Below are 25,499 nucleotides of genomic sequence, written 5' to 3'. Positions count from 1 at the left end.
TCAGAGGTCTCTGGAATCCTGCCGGGAGCTTCGCTCCCTTTCGCGGGCAAGGCCCGCTCCTACAGTTGTAAAAAAACGGGCGTAGTGTACTTGAGATCACCCGGGTCGTCCCCAAGTGGGAGAGTGCAACGGACTCGGACTTTCCGAAAAAGTAATCATTCTCAACAAGCGGTCGGCAAGGGCAAAAGGCGTTTGCTCGGTGGTTCACCGAAAGGCTGCTTGTTATGATGCTCCGGTAATTTTTTCGTCCGAATAGCAATTCGACAACAGTCAGGGGAATTGACTATGGCTTTTGAACTTCCGCCGCTTCCTTTCGAGAAAGACGCTCTTGAACCGCACATCTCCAAAGAGACGCTCGAGTATCATCACGGTAAGCACCACAACGCGTACGTCACCAAGCTCAACGATCTGATCAAAGGGACCGACGACGAAGGCAAATCCCTGGAAGAGATCATCCAGAGCGCCAAGGGTGGTCTGTTCAACCAGGCCGCGCAGGTCTGGAACCACACCTTCTACTGGAACAGCCTGAGCCCCAACGGCGGCGGCGAGCCGTCCGGTGCACTGGGTGAAGCGATCACCAAGAAGTTCGGCTCTTTCGATAAGTTCAAGGAAGAGTTCAACGCCAAGGCGGCCGGCAACTTCGGCTCCGGCTGGACCTGGCTGGTGAAAACCTCCGACGGCGGCGTGGATATCGTCAACACCGACGACGCCGACACCCCGATCGCCCACGGCAACGGCCAGACGCCGCTGTTCACCGTGGACGTGTGGGAGCACGCCTACTACATCGACTACCGCAATGCCCGTCCCAAGTATCTGGAATCCATCTGGAACCTGATCAACTGGGACTTCGCCGCCAAGAACTTCGCGTAAGTGAAGCTCTTGTAGGACGCGATTGTGGGAGCTTGCCTGCAAGCGAAAGGCCGGCAAAGCCGGCCGGCAGGATACCAGAGACGTTGTTTGTGCTGCCGTTAGGCATGCCTCTGGAATCCTGCCGGGAGCTTCGCTCCCTTTCGCGGGCAAGGCCCGCTCCCACAAATTTCGCTCCCACAAGCCCTTTTACTACCCCCCCGCAAACCGCCTTCCTCCCGGAACTTTCTCTGTTTCCCCGCACACCAAGCCACACCGCTGTGCGCCGATGACGGCGGGCGGGTAAGATAGGTGTTTTCCCACATCGGACAGGACAGGGTTTCCCCATGACTCGAGAGCGAGACGTCAAACTGGGTGATATCGACGACGTACCCGTGGACGAGCCGCGCCGGCGGAAAGCCAGCGCCCCGCCGCCCCAGGGCGGCAACGGCGGCGACCGGGGCAAGGGCGGCGGCCGCACCCCGCCACCGCGCCAGGCGCCCCCGCGCAGCGGCGGCGGCAACGGCGGCTGGATCTTTCTGACCTTGCTGTTGGCGGTGGCACTGGCGGTAGCGTGTGCTTACTTCTATCGCGAGATCACCGCGCTGCAGGGCCAGATGGAAACCCGCATGGGCATGTCCTCCGAGCAGCTCGAGAACCTGCAGGCACGCCTGTCGGCCACCGACGAGTCCCTGGACCAGTCCGCCGGCAAACTGCGCGAGACCCTGGACAACCAGAACAAGGCCATCGACAAAAACGAAGATGAGATCCGCAAACTCTGGGACGTCAGCAACAAGCGCAACAAAGAGTGGATCCAGGAAAACCAGAAAACCGTGCAGAGCCTGCGCGACAGCCTCAAGAGCAACGACAGCGCCCTGGCCGGCCTGAAGAAAACCGTCGGCGGCTACGACCAGAGCATCAAGAACACCCAAAGCCAGATCGGCGAGCTGAAAACGCAGATCGACAGCGCCGTCAAAGCGGTCAACGAAAGCAGCTCGCAGTGGCGCACCCAGATCAACCAGCTGGAAACCCAGGTGGATGTGGTGGTGGATACCGTCAAGCAGCTTGAGCAGCAGAACCAGAGCCAGAAAGCCGCCATCGCCGAGCTGCGTAGCAGCGCCGGCGGCGCCGATCAGCTCCAGCAGCGGCTGGACGACATCGACGCCGCCATCAAGGCGTTCGACCAGTACCGCATCCAGGTCAACAACCGGCTGGACCGGCTGGAACAGTAACGCCGAGGGTCGGGTTACGCTTCGCTAACCCGACCGGTCGCTGCTATACTTCGCGGCCTGCGCCAGTGGTGGAATTGGTAGACACGTCAGGTTTAGGTCCTGATGCCGCAAGGTGTGGGGGTTCAAGTCCCTCCTGGCGCACCAGTCTTTCTACAATCTGTTTCCAAGGATGGAAAAATGAAGACACCAACAGGGACAGTCCTGCTCTCAGCCTTTCTGTTTTTCTCCCCGACGCTCGCCACGGCGGATGCCGCATTGGAACGGCGAGTCGCCAAGTACGCTTCTCTTTGCGACGACTACGAGCGCTCCAAGACGCACGTCGAATGCCATCGTCCGCCCGGCAGTTATAAGCACGCCTATGAGATGACCGGCCGAGCCCGCGAGCGGGCGCTGGCGCAGGGGCGTAAGTTGCTGCGGATGCGGCGGGAAACCGATGAGGCGATGGATCGCGTTGGGCGTGATCGGCGTTTGTATCGGTAAGAAACTTGCCGGGTGGCTGGCGCCACCCTTTCGCGGGCGGGGCCCGCTCCCACAAGGCCCGCTCCCACAAGGCCCTGCTATTTCTTCTTGAGTTTGGCCTTCAGGTTCTTGTCCATGCGGCGGAAGAACGGCTGGGTGAGTTTCACCGCCGGGCCGGGCGCGGCGGCGAGCACCAGGCTGCCGAGGGTGCCCAGGGGTTTGCCGACGCGGGCGGGGCGGTCGCGCAGGGCCTTGATGATCCAGCCGGCGGCGTCTTCCACGCTCATCATGCGCATGTGCTTGTAGATTTCCGTGCGGTTGGACATCGGCGTGCGCACCATGGGGAAGTAGACCATGGTGGCCTGGATGCCCTTGTGGCCGAGCTCCGCGTTGAGCGATCGGGAGTAGGAGTCCAGCGCCGCCTTGCTGGCCAGGTAGGCGGAGAACAGCGGAATCGGCACCTGGGCGGACAGGGTGGAGGCGTTCACCACCTGGCCGCGGCCCTGCTCCAGGAAGCGCGGTATCAGCCCCATGGTCATGCGCACCGCGCCGATGTAGTTGAGCTGCATGGTGCGCTCGTAGTCGTGGATGCGGTCCAGCGCCTCGAGGATGGGGCGGCGGATCGAGTGGGCGGCGTTGTTGACCAGGGCGTCCACCCTTGGATGCTCATGCAGGATGGCGTCCAGGCTGGTGGTGATGCTGTCCGCGTTGGTCAGGTCGGTGGGGTAGATCCAGGCCTGGCCGCCTTTGCGGTGGATGTCGTCCTGCACCCGTTCCAGTTCCTGCTCCCGGCGCGCCACCAGGCACAGGCGGGCGCCGCGCGCGGCCAATTGCTTGGCCGCTTCCTCGCCGATGCCGCTGGAAGCACCGGTGAGCACGATGGTCATACCTTGAAAGCTCATCGAACGTCGTCTCGCTGATCGCAAACAAACACCCATAGTGCCTTGCCGGCGCGGACGGTGCATCCCGCTAATGCGGCTTGCTATATCAGTTATGTTATAATATAACATTACGAATTCACGCATGAGCCATTCATGAGTTGCCATCAGGGAGAACCATCATGCAGGACACCGCAGTGGACAAGCGTCTGCCGGTCACGGTGCTGTCCGGGTTTCTGGGCGCCGGCAAGACCACGGTGCTCAACCACATACTCAATAATCGCGACGGCCGCCGGGTGGCGGTAATCGTCAACGACATGAGCGAGATCAACATCGACGCCAGCCTGGTCAACGAGCAGGTGAGCCTGAACCGCGCCGAGGAAAAGCTGGTGGAGATGAGCAACGGCTGCATTTGCTGCACGCTGCGCGAGGATCTGCTGGAAGAGGTGAAGCGGCTGGCCGGAGAAGGGCGTTTCGATTATCTGGTGATCGAGTCCACCGGTATTTCCGAGCCGTTGCCGGTGGCGGAGACCTTCACCTTCGAGGACGAAAGCGGCGAGAGCCTGTCGTCGGTGGCCCGCCTCGATACGCTGGCGACCGTGGTCGACGGGGTCAATTTCCCCCGCGATCTGCGCGAAGCAGCGGACCTGCGCGAGAAGGGCGAGCATCTCGGCGAGGATGACGAGCGCAACGTGGCGGACCTGCTGGTGGACCAGGTTGAGTTCTGCGACGTGCTACTGGTGAGCAAGATGGACCTGCTCGACGACATCCAGCGCCAGGATGTGATCGGCATGCTGCACGCGCTGAATCCGGACGCGGTGATCGTGCCCATTAGCGAGGGCCGGGTGCCGCTGGACCAGGTGCTAAATACCGGGCGCTTTGATTTCGAGCGCGCCAGCCTGGCGCCGGGCTGGCTCAAGGAGATGCGCGGTGAGCATGTGCCGGAAACCGAGGAGTACGGCATCAGCAGCTTCACTTACAGCGCACGCCGGCCGTTTCACCCGGCCCGCTTCCACGCCTTTCTGAACCGCGATTGGGACAACGGCAAGCTGCTGCGCTCCAAGGGCTATTTCTGGCTGGCCACCCGGCCCCGTCTGGCGGGCACCTGGAGCCAGGCGGGCGGCATCGCCCACCATGGCGTGGCCGGTTTTTTCTGGAAGGCGGTGCCCGAGCACAACTGGCCGGACGATGCGGAGACCCGCGCCTTTATTCGCGAAAAATGGCACGAGCCGTTCGGCGACATGCGCCAGGAGCTGGTGTTCATCGGCCAGGGCATGGACCCGGCGCACACCCGGCGGGCGCTGGACGCCTGCCTGCTCAGCGAGGACGAGACCCGCGCCGGGCTGGAGTACTGGCGCACCCTGCCGGACCCGTTCCCGGACTGGGGCCTGGAGGAAGCGTCCTGATACCGGGATAATGGAGCCGCGGCCAGAGTCGGCCGCGGCAGCAGGGAGACCCCATGGCGCCAGGTTCGCAAGCCAAACTGGAAATCGCTGAACGCCGTTGTCTGGAACAGGGCCTGAAACTGACCCCCCAGCGCCGTCAGGTGATGGCGCTGTTGCTGGAGCAGGACGACCCGGCCAGTGCCTACGATTTGCTGGACGCGTTGCAGCGCCGTCATCAGCCCGGCGCCAAGCCGCCCACCATTTACCGGGCGCTGGATTTCCTGGTGGCGGCGGGGCTGGCCCACCGGCTGGCGTCCACCAACCGTTACATGGCCTGCGGCCACCTCGCGTGCGACCACGGCCATGAGGCCGGTACCCTGTTTCTGGTGTGCGACCAGTGCGGCGCGGTGCGGGAAGCGCCCATGGACAGCCCGCTGCGGCGGCAATTGCAGCGCAGCCTGAAGAACGAAGGCTTCCGTGTCGGCGCCCAGCCGTTGGAAATGCACGGCCGCTGCGAACGCTGCGCGCCCTAGAACAGGCCTTTTTCGCGGGCCGCCTGCATCACCAGCTCGCCGGTGCTGCCCACCGGGCGCGCGAAGGAGCGGTCGTAGTGGGCCTGATTGAGGGCGTGGCACTCCTTGCTGATCAGGTCGTAGAGTTCACGGGGCGCCATCCCTTCGGCGGCGGGCAGCGGCTCCAGGCCGAACACCCGATAATCGATGCGCTGGCGGCCGGCGGCCTTGAGCAGCTCCGGCACCCAGCCGGTGGGGGAGAGCTGGGTCTGGTAGCGCAGGTTCTGGTAGTCGAGCTGGCCGGCGAGCGCGTCGGCGTCGACCACTTCGAAGTAGTTGCTCACCACCAGGCCGAGAAGCTCGTCGAGACGCTCCCAGACGATGCGTTTCTGCTCGTCGGAGTAGGCGTTCCAGTCCACCACTTCGTGGCTGAAGCGGCGGCAGCCGCGACAGACGGTGTCGCCGAAGACGGTGGAACAAACGCCGATGCAGGGGGTGCCGATGCGGGGTTTGGACATGCCGGGATTGTAACGCAAGCGCCGCGGGTTGTGTGAACCCTCAAGGAATATCGCGGGCCGGCTCCGGGTCGGTTTCGGTGAGCCGCTTCTTGCTCTGCAGCAGGGTTTTCCAGTCCTGCACATAGGCGGGCAGCGGCGGGGACACCTTGTTCAGGCCGGTCATCTCCTGGAACGCCTGGGGGCTGATGGTCTTGCCGCCGTACATGTGCGCCAGGCGCAGCAGGGCGTGGGTGTGCAGCTTGCGCTGCGAGTCGAAGCGCTGGTCGTAATAGGTGTACTTGTCGTCCCAGCCGAGGATGCGGGTGTGCACCATGAAGCGCTGGTAGGGGCGCAGCTCGCGGACATAGGCGATTTCACTGTTGGCCACCACGGCGCTGGCGCGGGCTTCGATCATGCGGTTGAGCAGGCCGGTGACCACCGCGTGCTCCAGCCGGCAACGGTCCATGATCTTGGTGTACTTGCCGTTGTTCAGGTGCATGTTGAGATCGATGTCCAGCAGACCCACCCGGAATTCCATGGACACCACATCGAACAACGAATAGGTGGGCGTGCGTTTGCGGCGCCGGGCGGCGCTGATCAATTCCAGCATTGGTGTTTTCCTTCCCCAGGGCGTTCGCCAGCGGCCAACGCGAATCAAACTACAGGATACAGGATACGGCGGGCCCCGCTACATGGCGCCGTGCCCCCGTACCGGCGGCCCTCAGACCGCCTTCGCCAGATGAATACTGAACAGGCCTTCGTCGTCCACCCAGCTGGACAGCGGCGCGAAGCCGGCGTCGCTCAGTTCCCGGGTGAAGGTCTCCACCGTGAATTTATAGGAGTTTTCGGTGTGAATGCGACTGCCCGGCGCCAATTCGATGGTGTGGCCGTTGATGCGTATGGAGTGCGCTTTTTTGCACTCCAGGTGCATTTCAATGCGCCCCAGCGTTTCGTTGTAGAACGCCCGGTGCTCGAAGGCGGAGACGTCGAAGCCGCATTCAAGCCGGGCGTTGAGATGCTCCAGGGCGTTGAGGTTGAAGGCGGCGGTGTGGCCGGCGCTGTCGTTGTAGGCGGCGTTCAGCCGGGCCGGGTCTTTTTGCAGGTCGGCGCCGATCAGCAGGTAGCCGTCGTCGCCGGCCAGGCGGCGCAGGCCGGCCAGAAAATCGGCGCGGGCGTCGGGCTCGAAGTTGCCGATGGTGGAGCCGGGGAAAAACACCAGCCGGGGCACATCGGTGGGGTAGCCGGGCAGGTCGGCGGGGAAATCCAGCGCCTGGGAGTAGTCCGCGCACACCGCGTCGAAGCGCACCGAGGGGTATTCACCGGCCAGCGCGCGGCTGGCGTCGAGCAGGCACTCCCGGGAAATCTCCAGGGGCATGTAGCCGTAGGGGCGCCACTGGTCGAGCAGAATGCGCACCTTCTCGCAGCCACCGGCGCCGGGCTCGGCGATCACCAGGTCGTCGCCCAGTTGCGCCGCCATGCCGGCGGCGTGCTCGCGCAGCAGCGCCGCCTCGGTGCGGGTGGGGTAATACTCCGGCGTGCGGGTGATGGCGTCGAACAACGACGAGCCGCGCTCATCGTAAAAGTACTTCGGGTCCAGGGTGGGGCGCGCCGCCGACAGCGACGCGGCCACCTCCCGGGCCGCGTCCGCCACCGGCGGGCGCAGGTCCAGGAAAGTCAGGTTAGGCAATAATTGTTGGGGTTGGGGCACGGCCTGCCTCCATGCTGTGTGCCAGACGTACGCCGCTGAACTGCCAGCGCAGATGAGGGTAGAAGAAGTTGCGGTAGGTGGCGCGCAAATGGCCCGGCGCGCTGGCGCAGGAGCCGCCGCGCAGCACCATCTGGTTGCACATGAACTTGCCGTTGTACTCGCCCACGGCGCCGGCGGCGGCCGCGAAGCCGGGGTAGGGCAGGTAGGCGCTGGCGGTCCATTCCCAGACATCGCCGAACAGCTGCGCCGGGCCCTCGCTGTCGGCGCCGGCCACCCCGGGGTGGAAACGCCGGTTGTCGACGAAGCCGGAGGACGATCCGGAGACCACCGGCAGCCGGACGGCGGCGTGTTCCCATTCCGCTTCGGTGGGCAGGCGCTTGCCGCTCCAGCGGGCGAAGGCGTCGGCTTCGTAGTAATTCAGGTGGGCCACCGTCTCCTGCGGATTCACCGGCCGCCGGCCGGCCAGGGTGTAATAGGCCGGCGTGTCGCCGTCCAGATCCCAGTAGAGCGGGGCTTGCGCGCCCTGTTCCTGAAGCCAGGCCCAGCCGTCGGACAGCCACAGCTCCGGGCGCCGGTAGCCGCCGTCCTCGATAAAGGCCAGGTACTCGCCGCAGGTCGCCGGGCGGCTGGCCAGGGCGAACGGCTCCAGCCACTGGCGGTGGCGGGGCGTTTCGTTGTCGAAGCAGAAGCCCTCGGCGGGGTCGGCGCCGATCTCGGTGAGGCCGCCGGGGTATTCGTGCCAGCGCAGCGGTGGCGCCTGGGCGTCGCTGTCCTGGCGGGGCCGGTACACCGGCGCCAGCGGGTTGTGCGAGAAACTGAACTTGAGGTCGGTGACCAGCAGCTCCTGGTGCTGTTGCTCGTGCTCGATGCCCAGCGCCACCAGGTCTATCACCTCGTCGGCCACCTCCGGGCGGTTGAGCAGCGCCTGCATCGCCTCGTCCACGCTGGCCCGCCAGGCGCGCACCGCGTCGTTGCCCGGCCGCGACAACAGATGCCGCTGCGGGCGCGGGTACTGTTCGCCGACGCCGTTGTAATAGCTGTTGAACAGATATTCGAAGCGCTCGTCGGAGGGTTTGTAGCCGGGCGCGAAAGGCTTGAGGATAAAGGTCTCGAAAAACCAGGTGGTGTGGGCCAGGTGCCAGCGCGGCGGGCTGACTTCCGGACAGGCCTGCAGGCCCATGTCCTCGGCGGTGAGCGGCTCGCACAGGGTCTCGCTGAACGCGCGGGTGTCGGCCAGGCGCCGGGCCAGGCCGGCATGCCGTGGTTGCGTTTCTGGCTGGCTCATAGGGGGTTCCCTCTCGCTCTTCATTAACAAGAATGCGTATCTCCCTGAGCGGAAGCAACAATGTAGCCCCGGGTTTGCGTGGTTATACTCAAGTTTTACACAAGGAGACAGTATGAACATCCAAGGTAAAGTCGCCGTGATTACCGGTGGGGCCTCGGGCCTCGGTCAGGCCACCGCCGAAGCGATCATCGCCAAGGGCGGCAAGGTGATGATCCTCGACCGTGATGAGAAGAAGGGCCCGGAAGTGGCCGCCGAACTGGGCGAGAACGCCGCCTTCGTGCAGACCGACGTGACCGATGAAGCCTCCGTGCAGGCCGCCATCGACGCCACCAAGGAGAAGTTCGGCGCCATCCACGTGTGCGTGAACTGCGCCGGCGTGGGCTCGGCGATGAAGACCGTGGGCCGCGAGAACAAGCCCCACGACCTGGGCGTGTTCAACATGGTGGTGCAGATCAACCTGATCGGCACCTTTAACGTGGCGCGCCTGGCGGCGGCGGTGATGGCCGAGAATGAGCCCGGCGAAGACAACGAGCGCGGCCTGATCGTCAACACCGCGTCGGTGGCCGCGTTCGACGGCCAGGTGGGCCAGGTGGCCTACGCCGCCACCAAGGGCGGCGTGGTCGGCATGACCCTGCCCATCGCCCGTGATCTGGCGCCGCTGGGCATCCGCTGCAACACCATCGCCCCGGGCATCTTCAACACGCCGTTGATGAACGCCGCTCCGGACAAGGTGAAAATGCCGCTGATCGAAATGACCCAGTTCCCCAAGCGTCTCGGCAACCCGCCGGAATACGCGGCCATGGTCTGCCACATGGTGGAGAACACCTTCCTGAACGGTGAGACCATTCGCCTCGACGGCGGCATCCGCATGCAGCCGCGTTAACCTTCCAGTCTGTAGCAGGGCTCGTAGTGGCTGCCGGGCAGCTTCATGCGGCTCTGCGCCACGAACGACTGCAGCAGCACATCCATCTGCGCCATCAGGCCCTTTTCGGCGGTAAGCCGGTAGGGGCCGTGCTCCTCGATGGCGCGGATGCCCGCCTCCTTGACGTTGCCGGCGACGATGCCGGAAAACGCCCGCCGCAGGTTGGCGGCCAGATCGTACACCGGTAGATCGGTGCGCAGCGCCAGCGCGGCCATGGCCTCGTGGGTGGGCTCGAACGGCCGTTGGAAGTCCTCGGGCACGGTGAGACGCCAGTTGTAGTAGAAGGCGTCGTCGTGCTCGCGGCGGAACTCGGTCAGGTCGCGCACCCCGTCACGCATGGCCAGGGCCACCGCTTCCGGGTCGTCGACGATGATCCGGTAGCGCTTGGCGGCGTCCTCGCCCAGGGCGTAGCGGATGAAGGTGTCCACCTGGCGGAAGTAGTCGGCGCTGTCCGCCGGGCCGGTGAACACCACCGGCAGCGGAATATCCTGGTTGGCCGGATGCAGCAGCACCCCCAGCAGATAGAGGATTTCCTCGGTGGTGCCGACGCCGCCGGGGAACACGATGATGCCGTGGGCCACGCGCAGGAACGCCTCCAGGCGCTTCTCGATGTCCGGCATGATCACCAGCTCGTTGACGATCGGGTTGGGCGCTTCGGCGGCGATGATGCCCGGCTCGGAAATCCCCAGGTAGCGCCCCTTGCGGCGGCGCTGCTTGGCGTGCGCCACGTGGGCGCCTTTCATCGGCCCCTTCATGGCGCCGGGCCCGCAGCCGGTGCAGATGTCCAGCTCGCGCAGCCCCAGCTGGTAGCCGACGCTCTTGGCGTAGTCGTACTCTTCCCGGGAAATCGAGTGCCCGCCCCAGCACACCACCAGATTGGGCAGCTCGCCGGCGTGCAGCACCCCGGCGTTGCGCAGAATATGGAACACCGCGTTGGAAATGCCGGTGCTGTCGTCCAGATCGAAGCGGCCGCCGTGCTGGATCTCGTTGGCCACGTAGACGATGTCGCGCAGCACCGCCGACAGGTGCTCGCGGATACCGCGAATCATGCGCCCGTCCACGAACGCCCCGGCCGGGGCGTTATCCAGCTTGAGCATCATGCCGCGGTCTTCCTGGATCACCTGGATGTCGAAATCCTTGTAGGTCTCCAGCACCTGGCGGCTGTCGTCGGTGGGGGTGCCGGCGTTCAGCACCGCCAGGGCGCAGCGGCGCAGCAGCTCGTGCAGGCCCTTGGAGGAGGTGTCGCGCAGGCGCTCCACTTCCTGTTGGCTGAGAACTTCCAGGCTGCCCTCGGGGGCGACGATGGTCGATACCGTAGCGGTCATTAAAACATCCAGTTGCAAGCGGCAAGTTGAAAGCTGAAGGGGCAGTATAAGCCCACGCCCGTCGCCAAGCGTAATGAGCCAGCTGTAAGCTACAAGCCACAAGCTACAAGCTGTCAGGTGCGTACGGCCTGCTTGCAGCCTGTAGCTTGCGGCTTGCAGCCGCCCTTGGCGTTGTAATTTTTTACATCATTTCATCGCCGTGCCGCCCGCGTGACGATGCGCGCCGGGCCGGAGTAGGCCACTATAGAGCCATCAGGTCAGGCCCGCGTCGGCGTCCGGTGAACGCTGTCACCGAACCGTCACGACCGGCGCCTAGCCTACCCGCGAGTATGAGCCAATCCTGGAGTGCGGCATGCTGCTCAAATACTTGAATGAATTGGACCAGGCGGTGCGTGAACTGGACCAGCACCCGGCCCCCGAGTCCCTGGCGCACTGCGCTGAGTGTGTACGGGTACTGGAAGAGTACCTGGATTCCCAGATGGAACCGGTGGCCCGGCGCGGCCGCGAGATCATGGCCGAAATGGTGCCCGCGTCCCTGTACGCGCGCCTGGTGGGAGCGGGCCCGGCCCGCGAAAGGCCGGCAAAGCCGGCCGGCAGGATTCCAGAGGTCTCTCTAAGTGCTTAATAGAAGCCTCTGGAATCCTGCCGGCAAGCAAAGCTTGCCTTTCGCGGGCGGGGCCCGCTCGCACAAATCATTGCCGCCGGTCGCGTAGAGCGCGTTCCCGTTCCTCGGGGAACAGGTCCGGCTGGCGCGGTGATTTCAGGTCACGCAGCCGCAGGCCGATGCCCAGCAGCCGGGCCGGCGCCGGGTGGCGCTCCCAGAGCTGGGTCAGCAGCCGTTCGAACACGGCGCGATCCAGATGCTCGCCGCTCTGGTCGGCGCTGACGATGCGGAAGTCGTTGTAGCGCACCTTCACGGTCAGGCCCTGCACGATGTAGTTGGCGTCCAGCCGGTCCACGCGCCGTTCCAGCCGCTCCAGCAGATCGTCCAGCTCCTGCAGCCAGTGGGTCAGCGTCTGCTTGTCCTCATGGTAGGTTTTTTCCACGCTCACCGACTTGCGGCGGCGGCTGGTCTGCACCGGCCGGTCGTCCTCGCCCCGGGCCAGATGGTAGAGCCGTTCGCCGAAGCTGCCGAAATGGTTGGCCAGCTCCAGCCGGGGCAGCGTCTGCAGGTCGCCGCAGGTCTTGATGCCCAACGCCGTCAGCTTGTCCTCGGTGACCCGGCCGACGCCGGAAATGCGCTTCACCGGCAGCGCGGCGACGAAGCCGGCGACCTGCTCCGGGGTGATCACGAACAGCCCGTCCGGCTTGCGCCAGTCGCTGGCCACCTTGGCCAGGAATTTGTTCGGCGCCACCCCGGCGGACACGGTGATGTTGACGGTCTCGCGCACCTTGCGGCGGATCGCCTCGGCGATGCGCGTGGCGCTGTTGGCGTGCAGCGGGCTCTCGGTGACGTCGAGAAAGGCCTCGTCCAGGGACAAGGGCTCGATAATATTGGTGAAGGTGCGAAAAATGTCCTGAATTTGTCCGGACACGCGCCGGTATTTATCGAAGTCAGGCGGTAGAATCACCAGCTCGGGACACAGCCGCAGCGCCTGGGACGAGGCCATGGCGCTGCGCACGCCGAATTCTCGGGCCGGATAATTGCAAGTGGCGATCACACCGCGCCGCTGCGGGTCGCCGCCCACCGCCACCGGCCGGCCACGCAGACGCGGGTCGTCACGCACTTCCACGGCGGCGTAGAAACAGTCGCAGTCCACATGGATAATTTTGCGGCTCACGGCGGTTCGCGGCTCCACTGGCAGGGCACAGGAGATGAAACACCTATGGTAGCACCACGACCATGATCACGGGATCCAACGCCCCCAAAGTATTGATTGTCGGCGCCGGCCCCACCGGCCTGACCCTGGGTATCAACCTGCTGCGCGGCGGCGTGCCGTGCCGGGTGATCGACAAACTGCCCGGCCGGCTACCCTGGTCGCGGGCACTGGGCCTGCACGCGCGCAGCCAGGAGATTTTCGACGCCATGGGCGTGCTCGAGGCGGTGCGCGGCCAGGCGCGTGCGTTCGAGGCCATCCACGTGTACGGCGACAAGGGCCGCGACAAGGGCCCGTTGCTGAGCCTGCCCATGGACGAGCTGCCGTCGCCGTTCCCGCGGCTGCTGTGCTGCCCCCAGCCGCGCATCGAGGCGGTGCTGGAAGAGCGCTTCCGCAGCCTCGGCGGCGAGCTCTGGTGGGACACCGAGCTGCTCGACTTTCAGCAGGACGGCTCTGGTGTTCAGGCGCGGGTGCTACAGCGCGATGGACAGGGCCGGCATGGCGAAGAACGCCAGTTGCAGGCGGACTTGCTGGTGGGCACCGACGGCGCCCACTCCCGGGTACGCGAACTGCTGGGCCTGCCGTTCGTCGGCAACGACTACCACGAGCGCTTCCTGCTCGCCGACGTGGACTGGGCCCCGGACCTGGAGAACGACGCCTTCCACGGCTTCCTGCTCGCCGACGGCAACCTGATCGCCATACCCATGCCCGACGACGGTTGGCGGCTGGTGGTCACCGAGGAGCCCGGCGAAGAGACCGAAGAGACCGAAGAGGCCGAGCCGGACATGGCGCTGTTCCATGAGCGCATCCGCGAGGCCCTGGGCGACCAGGCGCCGCTGCCCGGCGAGCCCCGCTGGCTGAGCCGCTTCACCATCCAGCGCCGGCTGGTCAGCCACTACCGCCGCAACCGCATTCTGCTCGCCGGCGACGCCTGCCATGTGCAGAGCCCGCTGGGCGCCCAGGGCATGAACACCGGCATCGCCGACGCCTTCAACCTGGCCTGGAAGCTGGTGCTGTTCTGCCGCGGGCACGGCGGTGGGGCGCTGCTGGACAGCTATCAGCGCGAGCGGCGGCCGGTGGCCGAGGACATGCTGCGTGGTGTGGATGCCTTGTCACGGGCGTCGTTCGTGCGCGCCAAGGTTCTGCGCGGCGCCCGCGACTCGTTGCTGCGTCTGGCCGGCAACCGCCCGCAGCTGGGCCGCCGGCTGGTGCGCCGCGCCAGCCAGCTGGACGTGCACTACCGGCACTCGCCGCTGGTCGACGCCGGGCCCGACGCCGATCTCGGCTGGCGCCACCAGGGGCCGCTGCCCGGCGACCGGGTGCCGGACGCCCGTCTGCAGTCACAACGGGACGGCTCCCCGCGCCGGGTGCAGGCGCTGCTGCGCCAGCCGGTGCACCATCTGCTGCTGCAGCTGGGCGGCGAGCCGGACCACCGCGCAAGGGTTATCCTGCACGCGCTGCTGTCGCGGCTGCCGGACGAATACCTCAATGAACTGCGCGTCACCGTGATCAGCCGCGACGGCTTCGAGCTGGACCGCTCCGACACCGGCGCCGGCCGCGCCCACCTGTGGCGCGACCACGACGGCGAATTCGAGCAGGCCTTCGGCACCGGCAGCCGGCTATGGCTGATGCGCCCCGACGGCCACCTGGGCTACCGCGCCCCGCTCACCGACGCCGACTACCTGTTCGCCTACCTGGAGCGCCTGTTCCACCACTAAAGCGGCGGCTCTTGGGAGCAGCGAACCAATGTGGGCAGCGGGACCTTGTGGGAGCGGGCCCCGCCCGCGAAAGGGTGGCTTATAGCCACCCGGCAGGATCCCAGAGACCCTGTTTGTGCTGCCGTTAGAGAAGCCTCTGGAATCCCGCCGGCAAGCAAAGCTTGCCTTTCGCGGGCGGGGCCCGCTCCTACAAGTGTCGGCGCAGGCCGGCGAGCGCGATCAGCGCCAGCAGAGCGCCCAGGGCGCCGCCACCACCGCCGCCGCCACCGCCATCACTGCTGGAAGTGGCTTGTTGCCCGGCGTAATTGAAGGTGACACTGGCGCTGTTGTTGTCGGTGGGAAAATCCCCGTTTTCCGCACTGACCGTCGCGCTGAACGTGCTCTCGCGGGGTGTGGACGTACTGAGCGTAAACCGGGCGGTAACCTCCTGCTCGGGGCCGAGTGATGAGACCAGAATGCAGGGGTCGGACTGGCAGTTGGCGCTGCTGCCGACGATCGATGCGTCGCTGGGTGGCGCCACGTTCAGCTCAACCTGATTGGCGATCGCGCCAGTCAAATAGGACAGGTTGGTGACCGTGATTTCGATTGTCGCCTGGCCGTTATTGGCGCTGTCTGCTTCCGCCACCACTCGCCGTGCGGTAACGCTCAGGTCCGCCTGGTCGGAAAAGATCACGGGGATTTCCCGATCATTGTTCTTTATGCGGTAGTCGTCTTCACCGGAGGAAGAACTGATAGATAAAACGCCTCGGTGTGGCGAGGCGCTTAGAACGCTTTGTCCCACCTCAAAGTTGCCGCTTCTGCTGGCCTCGGGCGATAGTTCAGCCGCCACCTCGCAGGGATTGGACCCTGAACAACCGCTCCAGTTGGCCGTCACGTCCAGGCCGCTGTCCGTGTAAGAAAAGGACGGGTTGCTGACCGTTCGAATCAGGCTGTCGTTAACCAGGCTGGCGGTGATCGTCACCGAGGAGTCCGGCGCCGTGTAGTAGCGGTCACGGCCAGTGGTGAAATTCAAATCCACCAGCGGCTCGCCCAAAGTAACGCCAGCGTTCTCAATGAAGTCGATTTGTCCGGACACATCGGTATAAACGGTCGGTCGTTGGCTGGCGCAATCGGGAGTGCCGAAGCTGGTCAGGCCTATCACATAAGGAGCCGGGTCCTCACCCAGGAAGAGCGGGCCGCCACTGTCGCCCTGGCAGGTGTCCTGGCGCTGCTGGTTGACCGGATTCAATTCAGCGGCGCACAGCATCTGGCCGCTTTCGAGTTGAAAGCTCCAGGCTTGGTCACAAACAGAGAACGGCACGTAGTCGAGCTGTACCTCTTGCAAGGTATCCGCGAGGTCATTGCTGTTCGGGCTGGTGATGCCCCAGCCGATGGCCGTTAAGGCTTCATCAGCGCGCGATTGATCCAGCGCTTCAAGACTCTGACGGCGCGATTCGTCCACCAGACTAGGGAAGGTGTTAAGGCTGACGGGGCTGCTTAAGCGCAACAGGGCAATATCCTGGCCAACGTCAAACAGTGCGTCCGCATAGGTCTGAACGGCGGGCAGTTCGAATGCACTTACGGAACGGCTTTGCAACGGTCCCGGACCGCTACCGATCCAGACAGTCAGCACGTCGGGATCAGTTACCCGGCGCTCCTGGTCGTCAAAGAAGCAGTGTGCCGCCGTGACCACCAATTGGTCGGTCAGCGCCATACCGCTGCAGTAGCCGGCCCCCCGGGTGCTGGGGTCGGTATCGATCTCGATGAGTGCAGCCCACGGCCAATCCCCGGTGGCGTCGTCACCACCAATAATACGCGGCGTGGCTTCCTGGGCGCCGGCGGCGGCGCCCAGCAATAGAAGCGCGGGCAACGCCGCGCGGGTGATCAACCTGCGAACCATGGCTATTCCTCGGATCCGACCCTTTTACCCGAGCATACCGCCTCCGCGCGGGCGATGCGTGATCAAACCGTTACCGTTTCGTTAATACAACAAACGGCCGTGCTTTCTTACCGATCAGGTGGGGCCACTCAGGGTGGAGGGGATGTAGCCCTCGTCGGCAAGAGCCTGAATGACGCCACGGATCAGGTAGTTGTTGGTGAAGCCGACAGTGTACTGCCGGGCGTTTTCAGCGATAGGACGCAACATGCCGCTGTTGACCAGTCGACGAATCTGATAGGTCCTTTGGCCGGCTTTCAACTTTGGCATGGCGGGTACCAAATCGGAGGATTTAACGACGCCGTTCTGTACCGCGAGCGACAAGATGTTTCTTTCAAGGGCGGTTATCAGTTGCCGATCTTTGGCATGGTTTAAGGCAGGGTAAAGGATCCGCTCCTTGAGGAAGCCGTAATCGGTTAACTGGTCTACCTTGCGGAGTTCGTCCAGCACACCGGTCAGCACATAGGTACACCACCGTTCCAGGCCCTCTTGCGTGCCGGTATCCCCCACTCCCAGCATGCGGTAGTAGAGGTCACGGTCGTTACAGAATACGGCTGTTGGATTGAGAATCCGGCCTGCCATGGAGACCTCGAACCCATATTTTATCAGTAGCGCATAGGTGAGCAGGCGCACTACTCGACCGTTGCCGTTTCTGAATGGGTGGATCCAGCCAAACCGGTGGTGGGCCAAAGCGACTTTCATCAGGTCGTATTTCGGTGGGTCGTCTTTGTTGATAAAACCAACCAACTCTTCCATGTAAGCGGATACCTGCACGGCGTCAGGTGGCAGATGTTCTGAGGCGGCGATGACTACGCCTCCCTCACGGTAAGCGCCGGGTGTTCTATCACCTTCTTCCGTGAGCTGCTCTACGGTTATGGCGTGGAGTTCGCGAATCAGTATTTCTGTAATGGGGGTCTTCTCGGTGACCGCCTTATCGATATACGTCATGGCCTCTTCGATATTGGTGACTTCCCGAAGCTGCTCACCGGGCTGGGCCGCCCCTTGCACCTTGCTGTCCACGTAATCCGCGAGCGTGGTGTGATTCCCTTCAATGCGAGCGGAACCGAGGCTTTCGAGCATGTGAAACAGTGTCTTCAGTTCGAAGAAGACCGGATAGGGTGTGGTGCCTTCCAGGCGTAGACGCCGCAGATGTTCCAATTCGTTAAGAACATCCACCAGCGGCGAATCAAACGAGGGATTCAACAGAGACAGATCGAAGTGCTTGAAAGAGGGCATCCTGACCTCGTTAAGTTCAATCCCGGATTGAGTTAAGTTCAAAAATGAAATATAAAACCTTTTAAATCAAAAGGTTATGAGGTCTATCGGGATTCAATATATCGAATATCCGTCAAGAATATCTTAACTGGAGGTGGCACGATAGCCACCGGAAGAAAGAAGGTACGGCCGTGCCGCTCAGGCGAGCGGCGAGGCGTGGGCGAGCCAGTGGTCCTGGTCGTCGCGGGTGCGGGGCATGGCGGTTTGCAGGTGGTAGAGCACCTGTTCCAGGGCGGCGTTGGCGCTGTTCAGGGTCATCACGGCGGCGCGCAGGCCGGGCTGGCGTTCGCGCAGGTCGGCGAGCACCCGTTCGGCGGCGCCGGTGGCGGTGCTGGGCAGCAGCAGCGCCAGGTGATCCTCGTCGTAACGGGCGATCACGTCGCTGCGACGCAGCCGCTGGCTGACGGTTTCGGCCAGGGCGTTGATGTCCGGGTGGTGGACCAGCACCAGGGTCAGCGGCGAGGACAGCCGGTCGTGCAGCGGGATCAGCCAGCCGGCGGTGCTGGTCAGGGCGGTGCGGCTGATAAAGCCGGTCTGCGGGTCGCGCCAGGCGGTTTCCACCGCCTGCCGGGAGAGCACCTGGTTGCGCCAGATCATCAGCCCGAAGTAGAGCATGCACACGGTGAGCGCGGCGAGCAGGAACAGGCTGGCGGAGGCGGCGGTTTCGGCGCCGCCGGGGCTGTAGCTGATGCGGATCGGCATGACGATGGCCAGCACCACTTCGGCGGCGGCCAGCATCACCAGAAAACGCTTCAGCCCGTGCAGCAGGCCGTTACTGAGCACCGCCAGGAACAGCAGCGCCATGGTCGGCGGCGGCTCGCCGCCGTCGAGCAGAATCACGATGCCGAGAATCACCAGGTCCAGGCCGGACGCCAGAATCGTCGCGTGCGGCACACGCGCCACCAGAAACAGCAGTTGCAGAGCCAGGTAACTGCCGGCCAGAATCCAGGGCGTGGCCGTCGGCACCGTGAAGAAGAAACCTTCCGAATGGTTGAAGTAGAGCACCGCCAGGATGGCGAACAAGGCTCGGGCCAGGTACTGAAGTACGATTACGCCCTGTTCCGTGGACACACGCGAAGAAGTTTCCATGAGTGGCGATGTTCCTCAAAGCAATGCGGGCTATGTTGCGTCACCTCCCCGACGGAATAAAGATACAGTCGGGTGTAAAGTTGTAAAAACGATACCGGGAGTGAAGATGTCGGTGGAACAGGATCAACACGCGCCGCTGCGCGACAATGTACGCCTGCTGGGCGAAGAGCTGGGGGCGGTACTCCGGGAACAATCCGGCGAGCGATTGTACGACACCGTGGAAACCATCCGCCAGGCGGCGGTGGAAAGCCGCTCGGAAGGGGAAATGGAACTGACCCGCCTGCGCGGTCTGCTCGATCCGCTGGACGACGATACGCTGCTGGAAGTAGCGCGGGCGTTCAGCCAGTTTCTCAACCTGGCCAACATCGCCGAGCAGCATCACCGCGAGCGTCTGCACCGCCGCCACGAGCGTTACCCCGGCGACCCGGACACCGACCAGGGCCTGCGCCAGGTGCTGGCGGAGCTGAAGCAGAAGGGCATCGAGCCGCAACGCATCCGCGAGACCCTCACGCCGCTGTCCGTGGAGCTGGTGCTCACCGCCCATCCCACCGAGGTGACCCGGCGCACCCTGATCCGCAAGTACGACCAGATGGCCGATCTGCTCGCCGAGCTGGACCGCCCGGACATCAACGCCGAAGAGCACTACGGCCTGCGCCAGCGCCTGCGCGAGCTGATTCTGTCCGCCTGGGCCACCGACGAAATCCGCCGCGAGCGGCCGACTCCGGTGGACGAAGCCAAGTGGGGCTTCGCGGTGATCGAACAGTCGCTGTGGAAAGCGGTGCCCCGAGTAATGCGCGACATCGAAGCGGAGCTGGGCCAGGCCGGCATCGACGCCCTGCCCGCGGACTGGGTGCCGATCCGCTTCGCCTCCTGGATGGGCGGCGACCGCGACGGCAACCCCAACGTCACCGCCACCGTCACCCGCGAAGTCTTGCTGCTGGCTCGCTGGATGGCCGCCGACCTCTACCTGCGTGACGTGGAGAACCTGCTCGCCGACCTGTCCATGCACCGCGCCAGCGACGAGCTGCTGGCGCGCACCGGCCCCAGCCACGAACCCTACCGGGTGGTGCTGCGCGGCGTGCGCGACCGCCTGAAAATCACCCGGCGGCGCATGGAGGCGCTGGTGGAAGGGCGCCCGGTGCCCGACGGCGAAGGCTTCACCGAAGGCCGCCAACTGCTCGACGAACTGTTATTGCTGGACCGCTCCCTGCGCGCGGTGGGCCTGGGCGCGATCGCCGACGGCGAGCTCAAGGACAGCCTGCGGCGCCTCAACTGTTTCGGCATCACGCTGCTGTGCCTGGACATCCGCCAGGAATCCACCCGCCACACCGCCGCCCTGGACGCCATCACCCGCTACCTGGGCCTGGGCGGTTACGGCGAATGGGACGAGGGCCAGAAGCAACGCTTCCTGCTCGCCGAGCTGGAGAGCCGCCGGCCGCTGGTGGACGACGCTTTCTACCGCAGCGACCTGTGCGACGGCGACGTCCGCGAAGTGCTGGAAACCTGCCAGGTGATCGCCGAGCAGGGCCCGGAAGGCCTGGGCGCCTACGTCATCTCCATGGCCAAGACCTCCTCCGACGTGCTGGCGGTGATGCTGCTGCAGAAGATCGCCGGCGTGCGCCGGCCGATGCGCGTGGTGCCGCTGTTTGAAACCCTGGACGACCTCAACAACGCCGGCGACACCATGGCGGCGCTGCTCGACATTCCGCTCTACAAGCAGCGGGTCATCGACGGCCAGGAATTGATGATCGGTTATTCGGATTCCGCCAAGGACGCCGGCTTTTTGGGCGCCGCCTGGGCCCAGTTCAGTGCCCAGGAAGCGCTCACCAAAACCTTCCAGAAACACGGCGTGCCGCTGACCCTGTTCCACGGCCGCGGCGGCTCCATCTCCCGGGGCGGCTCGCCCACCCGCATGGCGCTGCTGTCGCAGCCGCCGGGCTCGGTGGCGGGGCGCATCCGCGTCACCGAACAGGGCGAAGTGATCCGCTTCAAATACGGCCGCCCCTCGGTGGCGGTCTACAACCTGGAGCAGTACGTGGCCGCCACCCTGGAAGCCACCCTGGTGCCGCCCCGCGAACCGGACGCCGAGTGGCGCGCGCAAATGCAGAAGCTCACCGACGTCTCCGTGGCAGGCTACCGCCAGGTGGTCCGCGAAGACCCGGCGCTGGTCAGCTACCTGCGCACCGTCACCCCGGAAACCGAGCTCAGCCGCCTGGCCCTGGGCAGCCGCCCGGCGCGCCGCAAAACCGGCGGCGGCATTGAATCCTTGCGCGCCATCCCCTGGGTATTCGCCTGGACCCAGATCCGCCTGATGCTGCCCGCCTGGCTGGGCACCGGCGCGGCCCTGGAAGCCGCCCTCGACGACCCCGAGGATCTGGCCACGGTGCGCGATATGGCGGAACGATGGCCCTTCTTCCAAGGGGTGGTGGACATGCTGGAAATGGTGCTCGCCAAGGCCGACCCGCGCGTCGCCGCCTGGTACGAAGAGCGCCTCACCGACGACCCGGAGCAAACCCGCCTGGGCGACGTCCTGCGCCAGCGGCTGGCGTCCACCGTGGACGCCCTGCACCGGCTCACCGGCCGCGAAGACCTGCTCGACAACAACCCGGTGATGCGCTGGTCGATCCGCGTGCGCGACCCCTACACCGACCCGCTGCACCTGCTGCAGGCCGAACTGATGGCCCGCCTGCGCGACCGCGACAGCGACCCGGTGCTGGAAAGCGCGCTCATGGTGACCATCGCCGGCATCGCCGCCGGCCTGCGTAACACCGGCTAACTCGAGATCAGGTCCTGCCTTTTGTCCCGATGAGGCAAAAGGCAAGACCTGACCCCTTTGGCTTGTAGTTCAAAGTCGATGTCTGACCTTTTGATAAGCCTCACTCCGCTCTCTTTTCCCGATCGCTACCACCCAAACGATGACTTCATGATCAATCACTTGGTAAATCAACCGGTATCCGGAAGCCCTGAGCTTGATTTTGTAGCAGTTGCTTAGCCCCTGGAGCCGATTGGCCTCGACGTGAGGTTCCTCGAGTATGAGAGCCAGCTTCTTTTTGAATTGCTGCCGAACCGTATCTCCCAGTTTGCGCCATTCCTTTAGCGCCCGTCGGTCAAACTCCAGGTCATAAGTCATCCAACGACACCTTCACCCGTTGTGGCTCCCTCAGCCGCTCGCGGGCAATGGCCAGCAGTTCCGCGTCTTCCTCCGTAAGGAGTACATTCTTAAACGGCAGCTCGCCGCTGTCGGCGACGTACTGCAGAGTCTGGCGCAGTAATTCGGAAGGCGTGACGCCGAGTTTCTTCAACTCCTCGAAGGCGCGGGCTTTGAGCTCATCGTCAATTCGAAGATTGATGGTTGCCATGTCGTGTATACTCATATGTAATCTCAGATGTAATTACGTTAGTCCTTATTCGGCTACCTTTCAAGAATGGCACCTTTTTGATCCGTCTAATCTAGCTCGTCACGCCGAACCAGAGCTGTAAGCCATGGCTGAAACGAGGGTAGGAGAAATCGGGAAAGTACCCAGAAAGCCGTGTAGGCCAATAGCTGGCGCGCGGGCTGGCGCGGCGGCGGGAGTGGGGTAGGCTTGGCGAAAACAAAGGCGTTACGCCAAGGAGTGACCATGAGCGCCCAGGATACCCACGTCACCGTACCCAACGGCCACCGCATGCGTGCCCGCTGGTTCCTGCCCGAACGGCCCAACGGACTGAACGCGGCGGTGATCGTGATCCACGACATCTTCGGCTTCAGCGACGACCAGGCGCGCATCGCGCAGCGGCTCGCCGACAACGGCTACCCGGTGCTGGCGCCGGATCTCTACGACCGGCCCGGCGCCAAAAGCCTGTGCGTGGTGCGCACCCTGCGCGACCACGAAGCCGGCCACGGCGACGCCTTCGACCAGCTCGACGCCTGCCGGCAATGGGTGCTGGAACAAACCGATCAGCCGGTCACCAAGGTGGCCATGATGGGCTTCTGCATGGGCGGGCGCTTCGCACTGCTGTACGCCGCCCGCGGCACCCTGCAGGTGGTGGCGCCGTTCTACGGCGGCGTGCCCCGCAAGGCCCGCGCGCTCACCGGCATCTGTCCGGTGGTCGGCGGCTGGGGCAAAAAAGACCTGATCTACGGCCACCACGGCGAGCGGCTCGCCGGCCACCTCACCGAACTCGGCGTCGAGCACGACATCCAGACCTACCCGAACGCCGGCCATTCCTACATGAACGACCACCAGACTTTTCTGTTCAAACGCATGGCCGACTACAGCCCGCTACGCGCCAAATACGACCCCGATACCGCCGAGGACAGTTGGCGGCGGGTGCTGGCGTTTTTCGAGAAAACACTGAGCGCATAACGCGCGTACCGGCTCACATCCTGACAGGCGTCAGGCTAAAATCGACTTTTTCCGAAAACTTATCGGGAAATAAAAAGAAAATCCAAACGACGGATTTGAAATAAGCATGGTGGCCAAATGCCATGAGATGCCTTTAATAAAGAGCGCAGACGTTCTTTCCTAAATGTCTGTCCCCTTTTGTAAGTGCAGGAAAACCTTGATAAAAAAGGGGACAGAGTAATTTATTTATACCTCTGAATAATTTATTTCTTCACGTTGTTTCGATAGACTCCCGTACAAATAAAAGCGATATATAAAGAGGGGTAAAAATGCCAAGGATGAGGCGCACGGTGGTGCCTAACTATCCTCATCATATCCTTCAACGGGGGCATAACGGACAAGAGGTATTCAAGGATGAAGAGGATTACCTTAAATACCTGACGGATCTGCGAGAGTTAAAAGAGAAGTGGCACGTTAAGGTATACGGGTGGTGCCTGTTGCCGGAGCAAGTCCACATGCTGGTTGACCCGGGTCCCAACCCTGACATGTTGAGCGAGTTGATGAAGGCGCTGGCGGCACGCACCACGCGCCACCGCAACCGCAAGGATAAACGCAGCGGCACGCTCTGGGAGAGCCGTTACCGCTCCAGTGTGGTTCAGCGCGGCTCCTGGACGCTCGCCTGCCTGCGCTATCTGGAAAAGCGGCCGGTCCTGCTGGACCTGGCCACCGCGCCGTCACGGTTTCCCTGGACCAGTTTCGGCATGCGCATGGGCCGCGACGAACCGGCCTGGCTGGATCACCCCGAAGAATTCCTCGAGCTGGCCGACACCGACCAGGAGCGCCGGCAGGTTTACCGTCTTTTCATGGAACAACAAATCCAGGACCAGGAAGCCGGGCTTATCCTGGGCGCCGCCATGCGCAACCAGCTCACCGGCGACAAGCAGTTCACCGACGAGGTGGAAAAGATCACCGGCGTCCGCGTCAGCATGCGTGGCAGAGGGCGTCCGCCCGGCAAGCCGCGCGAGTCCGAATAGCCATATACAAAAATAGATATTTTGTTCCTTAAAGCGCTGGACCTTCGGGAAAGGCGTGAAGAAAACGTCAGTAAATTACCGAAAAGGGGACGCACAACTTTTAAGGGAGTGCGTCCCCTTTTTTGTAACTGACTGTTTTACATGGAATTTCTCAACTTCTGACATGGTTTCATTTTTTGAAAACTATGTTTTCACGAAATTTTGTTCAGACGCCAGTCCCAGGTCGCTAAGGTTAAGAAAACAAGCCAAAAAACCAAAAGCAAAGGGGGATTTTATGCCTGGCAAGGACCGCCTTCTACTCGCCGGCCATCCGCATCATCTGGTGCGCAAGAGCCAAGGGAATGAACCCATCTTTCTGGATGAAGCGGACTACAACCATTGCCTGGGACAGATCCGCAAGCTGAGCCAGGACTACAACCTCAGCGTGCACGCTTACTGCCTGCTCCCGGACCGCATCCATATCATCGCCACGCCGCACGGCGACCCCACCGATCTCTCCACCTTCATGAAAGCGCTGTCGTGCCGCACCTCTCTACGCCGCAAGAACCTGCACGGCCGCAGCTCCGCCTGGGAAGTGCGTTACCGCTCCAGCCCGGTGGAACCGGGGCAGTGGCTGCTGGCCTGCATGTGTTACGTGGAGCGACTGCCGGTGATCCATGAGCTCACCACCTCCGCGTACCACTATCACCTCAGCAGCTATCGCATGCGGCTCGGCAAGACCGACCACTACTGGCTCAAAGATCCGGAAGAATACGCTCGCCTGGGCAGTTCGATCCAGGAGCGCGCCGAAGCCTACCGCACCTACATGAGCAACGGTCTGGATCGCAGTGAGGAGGCGATGATCGATACCGCGGTACAGCGTTGCCGGCTAACCGGCTCGATCCGGTTCGTGAAGGAGGTCTACCGGGAGTACGGCATACTCGGCATCAACCGGGGCCCGGGCCGGCCGCGCAAGCGCCGCAAAAAACCGGACGGTTGACTAGCCGGCAAAGCAGGGCAAAAAAAGCAGAAAACAGTGTCAGAAAGCCGGGAAAGCCTCATTTTGCGTGTTTGGCAACAAAAGTTGCGGCCGGTGCAAAAGCAGCGAGCAGCTATCCCCACTGGGCGCGGCCTTGCTCGACGCCCTGAGCCACGCCCACGAGACGCTGGCGCTCCTTCCACTCCTCGAACCGGTTGGTGATCATCTCGTACGCCTCCTGCAGATCGTGCATCTCGGGAAAGGTTTCGCCGGGAAACCATTGGGGCAGCCGGCGGCGCAGCCATTCTTCAGGGGCGAG

General features: G+C 63.8%; 24 protein-coding genes, 1 tRNA gene and 1 pseudogene. 13 read left to right on the top strand and 13 right to left on the bottom strand.

Going from position 1 to position 25,499, the window contains the following annotated elements:
* Positions 1 to 285 precede the first annotated feature (285 nt).
* The 4 genes from ISO4_RS14435 to ISO4_RS14420 all read left to right on the top strand — a co-directional run bounded on the left by ISO4_RS14435 (position 286) and on the right by ISO4_RS14420 (position 2,558).
* Positions 286 to 870, top strand: coding sequence for a superoxide dismutase (locus ISO4_RS14435; RefSeq protein ID WP_067606139.1), 585 nt, complete (start codon positions 286 to 288; stop codon positions 868 to 870).
* Between the two features lie 323 nt (positions 871 to 1,193).
* A complete protein-coding gene (locus ISO4_RS14430; protein WP_194856663.1) occupies positions 1,194 to 2,078 on the top strand; it encodes a hypothetical protein in 885 nt (294 codons plus the stop codon).
* Positions 2,079 to 2,137: 59 nt separating this feature from the next.
* Positions 2,138 to 2,222, top strand: a tRNA-Leu gene (locus ISO4_RS14425).
* A 33-nt stretch (positions 2,223 to 2,255) separates the two neighbouring features.
* Positions 2,256 to 2,558, top strand: coding sequence for a hypothetical protein (locus ISO4_RS14420; RefSeq protein WP_194856662.1), 303 nt, complete (start codon positions 2,256 to 2,258; stop codon positions 2,556 to 2,558).
* Positions 2,559 to 2,635: 77 nt separating this feature from the next.
* Here the strand turns inward: ISO4_RS14420 and ISO4_RS14415 are convergent, their stop codons facing one another.
* A complete protein-coding gene (locus ISO4_RS14415; RefSeq protein WP_194856661.1) occupies positions 2,636 to 3,439 on the bottom strand; it encodes an SDR family NAD(P)-dependent oxidoreductase in 804 nt (267 codons plus the stop codon).
* Positions 3,440 to 3,597: 158 nt separating this feature from the next.
* Between ISO4_RS14415 and zigA the strand changes: the two genes are divergently transcribed.
* Together zigA and ISO4_RS14405 are read left to right on the top strand one after the other, a co-directional pair.
* On the top strand, positions 3,598 to 4,821 hold the full coding sequence (gene zigA / locus ISO4_RS14410) for a zinc metallochaperone GTPase ZigA (RefSeq protein ID WP_194856660.1): 1,224 nt from the start codon (positions 3,598 to 3,600) through the stop codon (positions 4,819 to 4,821).
* Between the two features lie 53 nt (positions 4,822 to 4,874).
* A complete protein-coding gene (locus tag ISO4_RS14405) occupies positions 4,875 to 5,333 on the top strand; it encodes a Fur family transcriptional regulator (RefSeq protein ID WP_142948157.1) in 459 nt (152 codons plus the stop codon).
* Here ISO4_RS14405 and ISO4_RS14400 read toward each other — a convergent pair.
* The 4 genes from ISO4_RS14400 to egtB all read right to left on the bottom strand — a co-directional run bounded on the left by ISO4_RS14400 (position 5,330) and on the right by egtB (position 8,802).
* Positions 5,330 to 5,830 carry a DUF1289 domain-containing protein gene (locus tag ISO4_RS14400; protein ID WP_194856659.1) on the bottom strand — a complete coding sequence of 167 codons (501 nt, stop codon included), beginning with the start codon at positions 5,828 to 5,830 and terminating at the stop codon, positions 5,330 to 5,332. The genes ISO4_RS14405 and ISO4_RS14400 overlap by 4 nt on opposite strands.
* 40 nt (positions 5,831 to 5,870) lie before the next feature.
* Complete coding sequence (locus tag ISO4_RS14395) at positions 5,871 to 6,419, bottom strand: acyl-CoA thioesterase (protein WP_142948159.1); 549 nt, start codon at positions 6,417 to 6,419, stop codon at positions 5,871 to 5,873.
* 111 nt (positions 6,420 to 6,530) lie between these two features.
* A complete protein-coding gene (gene egtD, locus ISO4_RS14390; RefSeq protein ID WP_194856658.1) occupies positions 6,531 to 7,517 on the bottom strand; it encodes an L-histidine N(alpha)-methyltransferase in 987 nt (328 codons plus the stop codon).
* Positions 7,489 to 8,802 (bottom strand): ergothioneine biosynthesis protein EgtB, encoded by a 1,314-nt coding sequence (gene egtB, locus ISO4_RS14385; protein WP_194856657.1) that lies wholly within the window; start codon positions 8,800 to 8,802, stop codon positions 7,489 to 7,491. The genes egtD and egtB overlap by 29 nt, the downstream gene beginning before the upstream one ends.
* 112 nt (positions 8,803 to 8,914) lie before the next feature.
* Between egtB and ISO4_RS14380 the strand changes: the two genes are divergently transcribed.
* Complete coding sequence (locus ISO4_RS14380) at positions 8,915 to 9,685, top strand: 3-hydroxyacyl-CoA dehydrogenase (RefSeq protein ID WP_067606119.1); 771 nt, start codon at positions 8,915 to 8,917, stop codon at positions 9,683 to 9,685.
* Here ISO4_RS14380 and ppnN read toward each other — a convergent pair.
* The gene (gene ppnN, locus ISO4_RS14375) at positions 9,682 to 11,049 is read right to left on the bottom strand and encodes a nucleotide 5'-monophosphate nucleosidase PpnN (protein ID WP_194856656.1); all 1,368 of its coding nucleotides are present in this window, start codon (positions 11,047 to 11,049) and stop codon (positions 9,682 to 9,684) included. The two genes, ISO4_RS14380 and ppnN, sit on opposite strands and share 4 nt — an antisense overlap.
* Before the next feature lie 352 nt (positions 11,050 to 11,401).
* Here ppnN and ISO4_RS14370 point away from each other — a divergent pair, with 352 nt between their 5' ends.
* Positions 11,402 to 11,674, top strand: a complete 273-nt coding sequence (locus ISO4_RS14370; RefSeq protein WP_185956878.1) for a hypothetical protein — start codon at positions 11,402 to 11,404, stop codon at positions 11,672 to 11,674.
* A gap of 67 nt (positions 11,675 to 11,741) precedes the next feature.
* On the opposite strand, the gene dinB is transcribed toward ISO4_RS14370, so the two are convergent.
* Entirely contained in the window at positions 11,742 to 12,830 is a 1,089-nt protein-coding gene (gene dinB, locus ISO4_RS14365) for a DNA polymerase IV (RefSeq protein WP_194856655.1), read from the bottom strand.
* A 62-nt stretch (positions 12,831 to 12,892) separates the two neighbouring features.
* Between dinB and ISO4_RS14360 the strand changes: the two genes are divergently transcribed.
* The gene (locus ISO4_RS14360; protein ID WP_194856654.1) at positions 12,893 to 14,584 is read left to right on the top strand and encodes an FAD-dependent monooxygenase; all 1,692 of its coding nucleotides are present in this window, start codon (positions 12,893 to 12,895) and stop codon (positions 14,582 to 14,584) included.
* A 187-nt stretch (positions 14,585 to 14,771) separates the two neighbouring features.
* Here the strand turns inward: ISO4_RS14360 and ISO4_RS14355 are convergent, their stop codons facing one another.
* The 3 genes from ISO4_RS14355 to ISO4_RS14345 form a co-directional block, all read right to left on the bottom strand.
* Complete coding sequence (locus ISO4_RS14355; protein ID WP_194856653.1) at positions 14,772 to 16,463, bottom strand: trypsin-like serine protease; 1,692 nt, start codon at positions 16,461 to 16,463, stop codon at positions 14,772 to 14,774.
* Between the two features lie 114 nt (positions 16,464 to 16,577).
* Entirely contained in the window at positions 16,578 to 17,735 is a 1,158-nt protein-coding gene (locus ISO4_RS14350; RefSeq protein ID WP_194856652.1) for a Fic family protein, read from the bottom strand.
* Positions 17,736 to 17,912: 177 nt separating this feature from the next.
* The gene (locus ISO4_RS14345) at positions 17,913 to 18,863 is read right to left on the bottom strand and encodes a GGDEF domain-containing protein (protein ID WP_194856651.1); all 951 of its coding nucleotides are present in this window, start codon (positions 18,861 to 18,863) and stop codon (positions 17,913 to 17,915) included.
* 106 nt (positions 18,864 to 18,969) lie between these two features.
* On the opposite strand from ISO4_RS14345, the gene ppc reads away from it, so the two are divergent.
* A complete protein-coding gene (gene ppc, locus ISO4_RS14340; protein ID WP_228548159.1) occupies positions 18,970 to 21,639 on the top strand; it encodes a phosphoenolpyruvate carboxylase in 2,670 nt (889 codons plus the stop codon).
* Positions 21,640 to 21,708: 69 nt separating this feature from the next.
* Here the strand turns inward: ppc and ISO4_RS14335 are convergent, their stop codons facing one another.
* Both ISO4_RS14335 and ISO4_RS14330 read right to left on the bottom strand, forming a co-directional pair.
* Complete coding sequence (locus ISO4_RS14335; RefSeq protein WP_142948168.1) at positions 21,709 to 21,993, bottom strand: type II toxin-antitoxin system RelE family toxin; 285 nt, start codon at positions 21,991 to 21,993, stop codon at positions 21,709 to 21,711.
* Entirely contained in the window at positions 21,983 to 22,222 is a 240-nt protein-coding gene (locus ISO4_RS14330) for a type II toxin-antitoxin system RelB/DinJ family antitoxin (RefSeq protein WP_142948169.1), read from the bottom strand. The genes ISO4_RS14335 and ISO4_RS14330 overlap by 11 nt, the downstream gene beginning before the upstream one ends.
* Positions 22,223 to 22,483: 261 nt before the next feature.
* Here ISO4_RS14330 and ISO4_RS14325 point away from each other — a divergent pair, with 261 nt between their 5' ends.
* From ISO4_RS14325 to ISO4_RS14315, 3 genes are all read left to right on the top strand, one after another.
* Positions 22,484 to 23,209 carry a dienelactone hydrolase family protein gene (locus ISO4_RS14325; protein ID WP_194856650.1) on the top strand — a complete coding sequence of 242 codons (726 nt, stop codon included), beginning with the start codon at positions 22,484 to 22,486 and terminating at the stop codon, positions 23,207 to 23,209.
* Between the two features lie 308 nt (positions 23,210 to 23,517).
* On the top strand, positions 23,518 to 24,222 hold the full coding sequence (locus ISO4_RS14320) for a transposase (RefSeq protein ID WP_194856649.1): 705 nt from the start codon (positions 23,518 to 23,520) through the stop codon (positions 24,220 to 24,222).
* A gap of 274 nt (positions 24,223 to 24,496) precedes the next feature.
* Positions 24,497 to 25,201: a transposase gene (locus tag ISO4_RS14315; protein ID WP_142948172.1), complete on the top strand. Its 705-nt coding sequence runs from the start codon at positions 24,497 to 24,499 to the stop codon at positions 25,199 to 25,201.
* 112 nt (positions 25,202 to 25,313) lie between these two features.
* Here the strand turns inward: ISO4_RS14315 and ISO4_RS14310 are convergent.
* Positions 25,314 to 25,499, bottom strand: a pseudogene (locus ISO4_RS14310) (Rpn family recombination-promoting nuclease/putative transposase); the annotation flags it as partial.

Origin of the sequence: Alloalcanivorax venustensis ISO4 (genome assembly GCF_015356855.1) — a bacterium.
Taxonomy (GTDB): domain Bacteria; phylum Pseudomonadota; class Gammaproteobacteria; order Pseudomonadales; family Alcanivoracaceae; genus Alloalcanivorax; species Alloalcanivorax venustensis.
The sequence above is the reverse complement of the archived record's forward strand: the minus strand, read 5'-3'. Positions and strand labels throughout refer to the sequence as shown.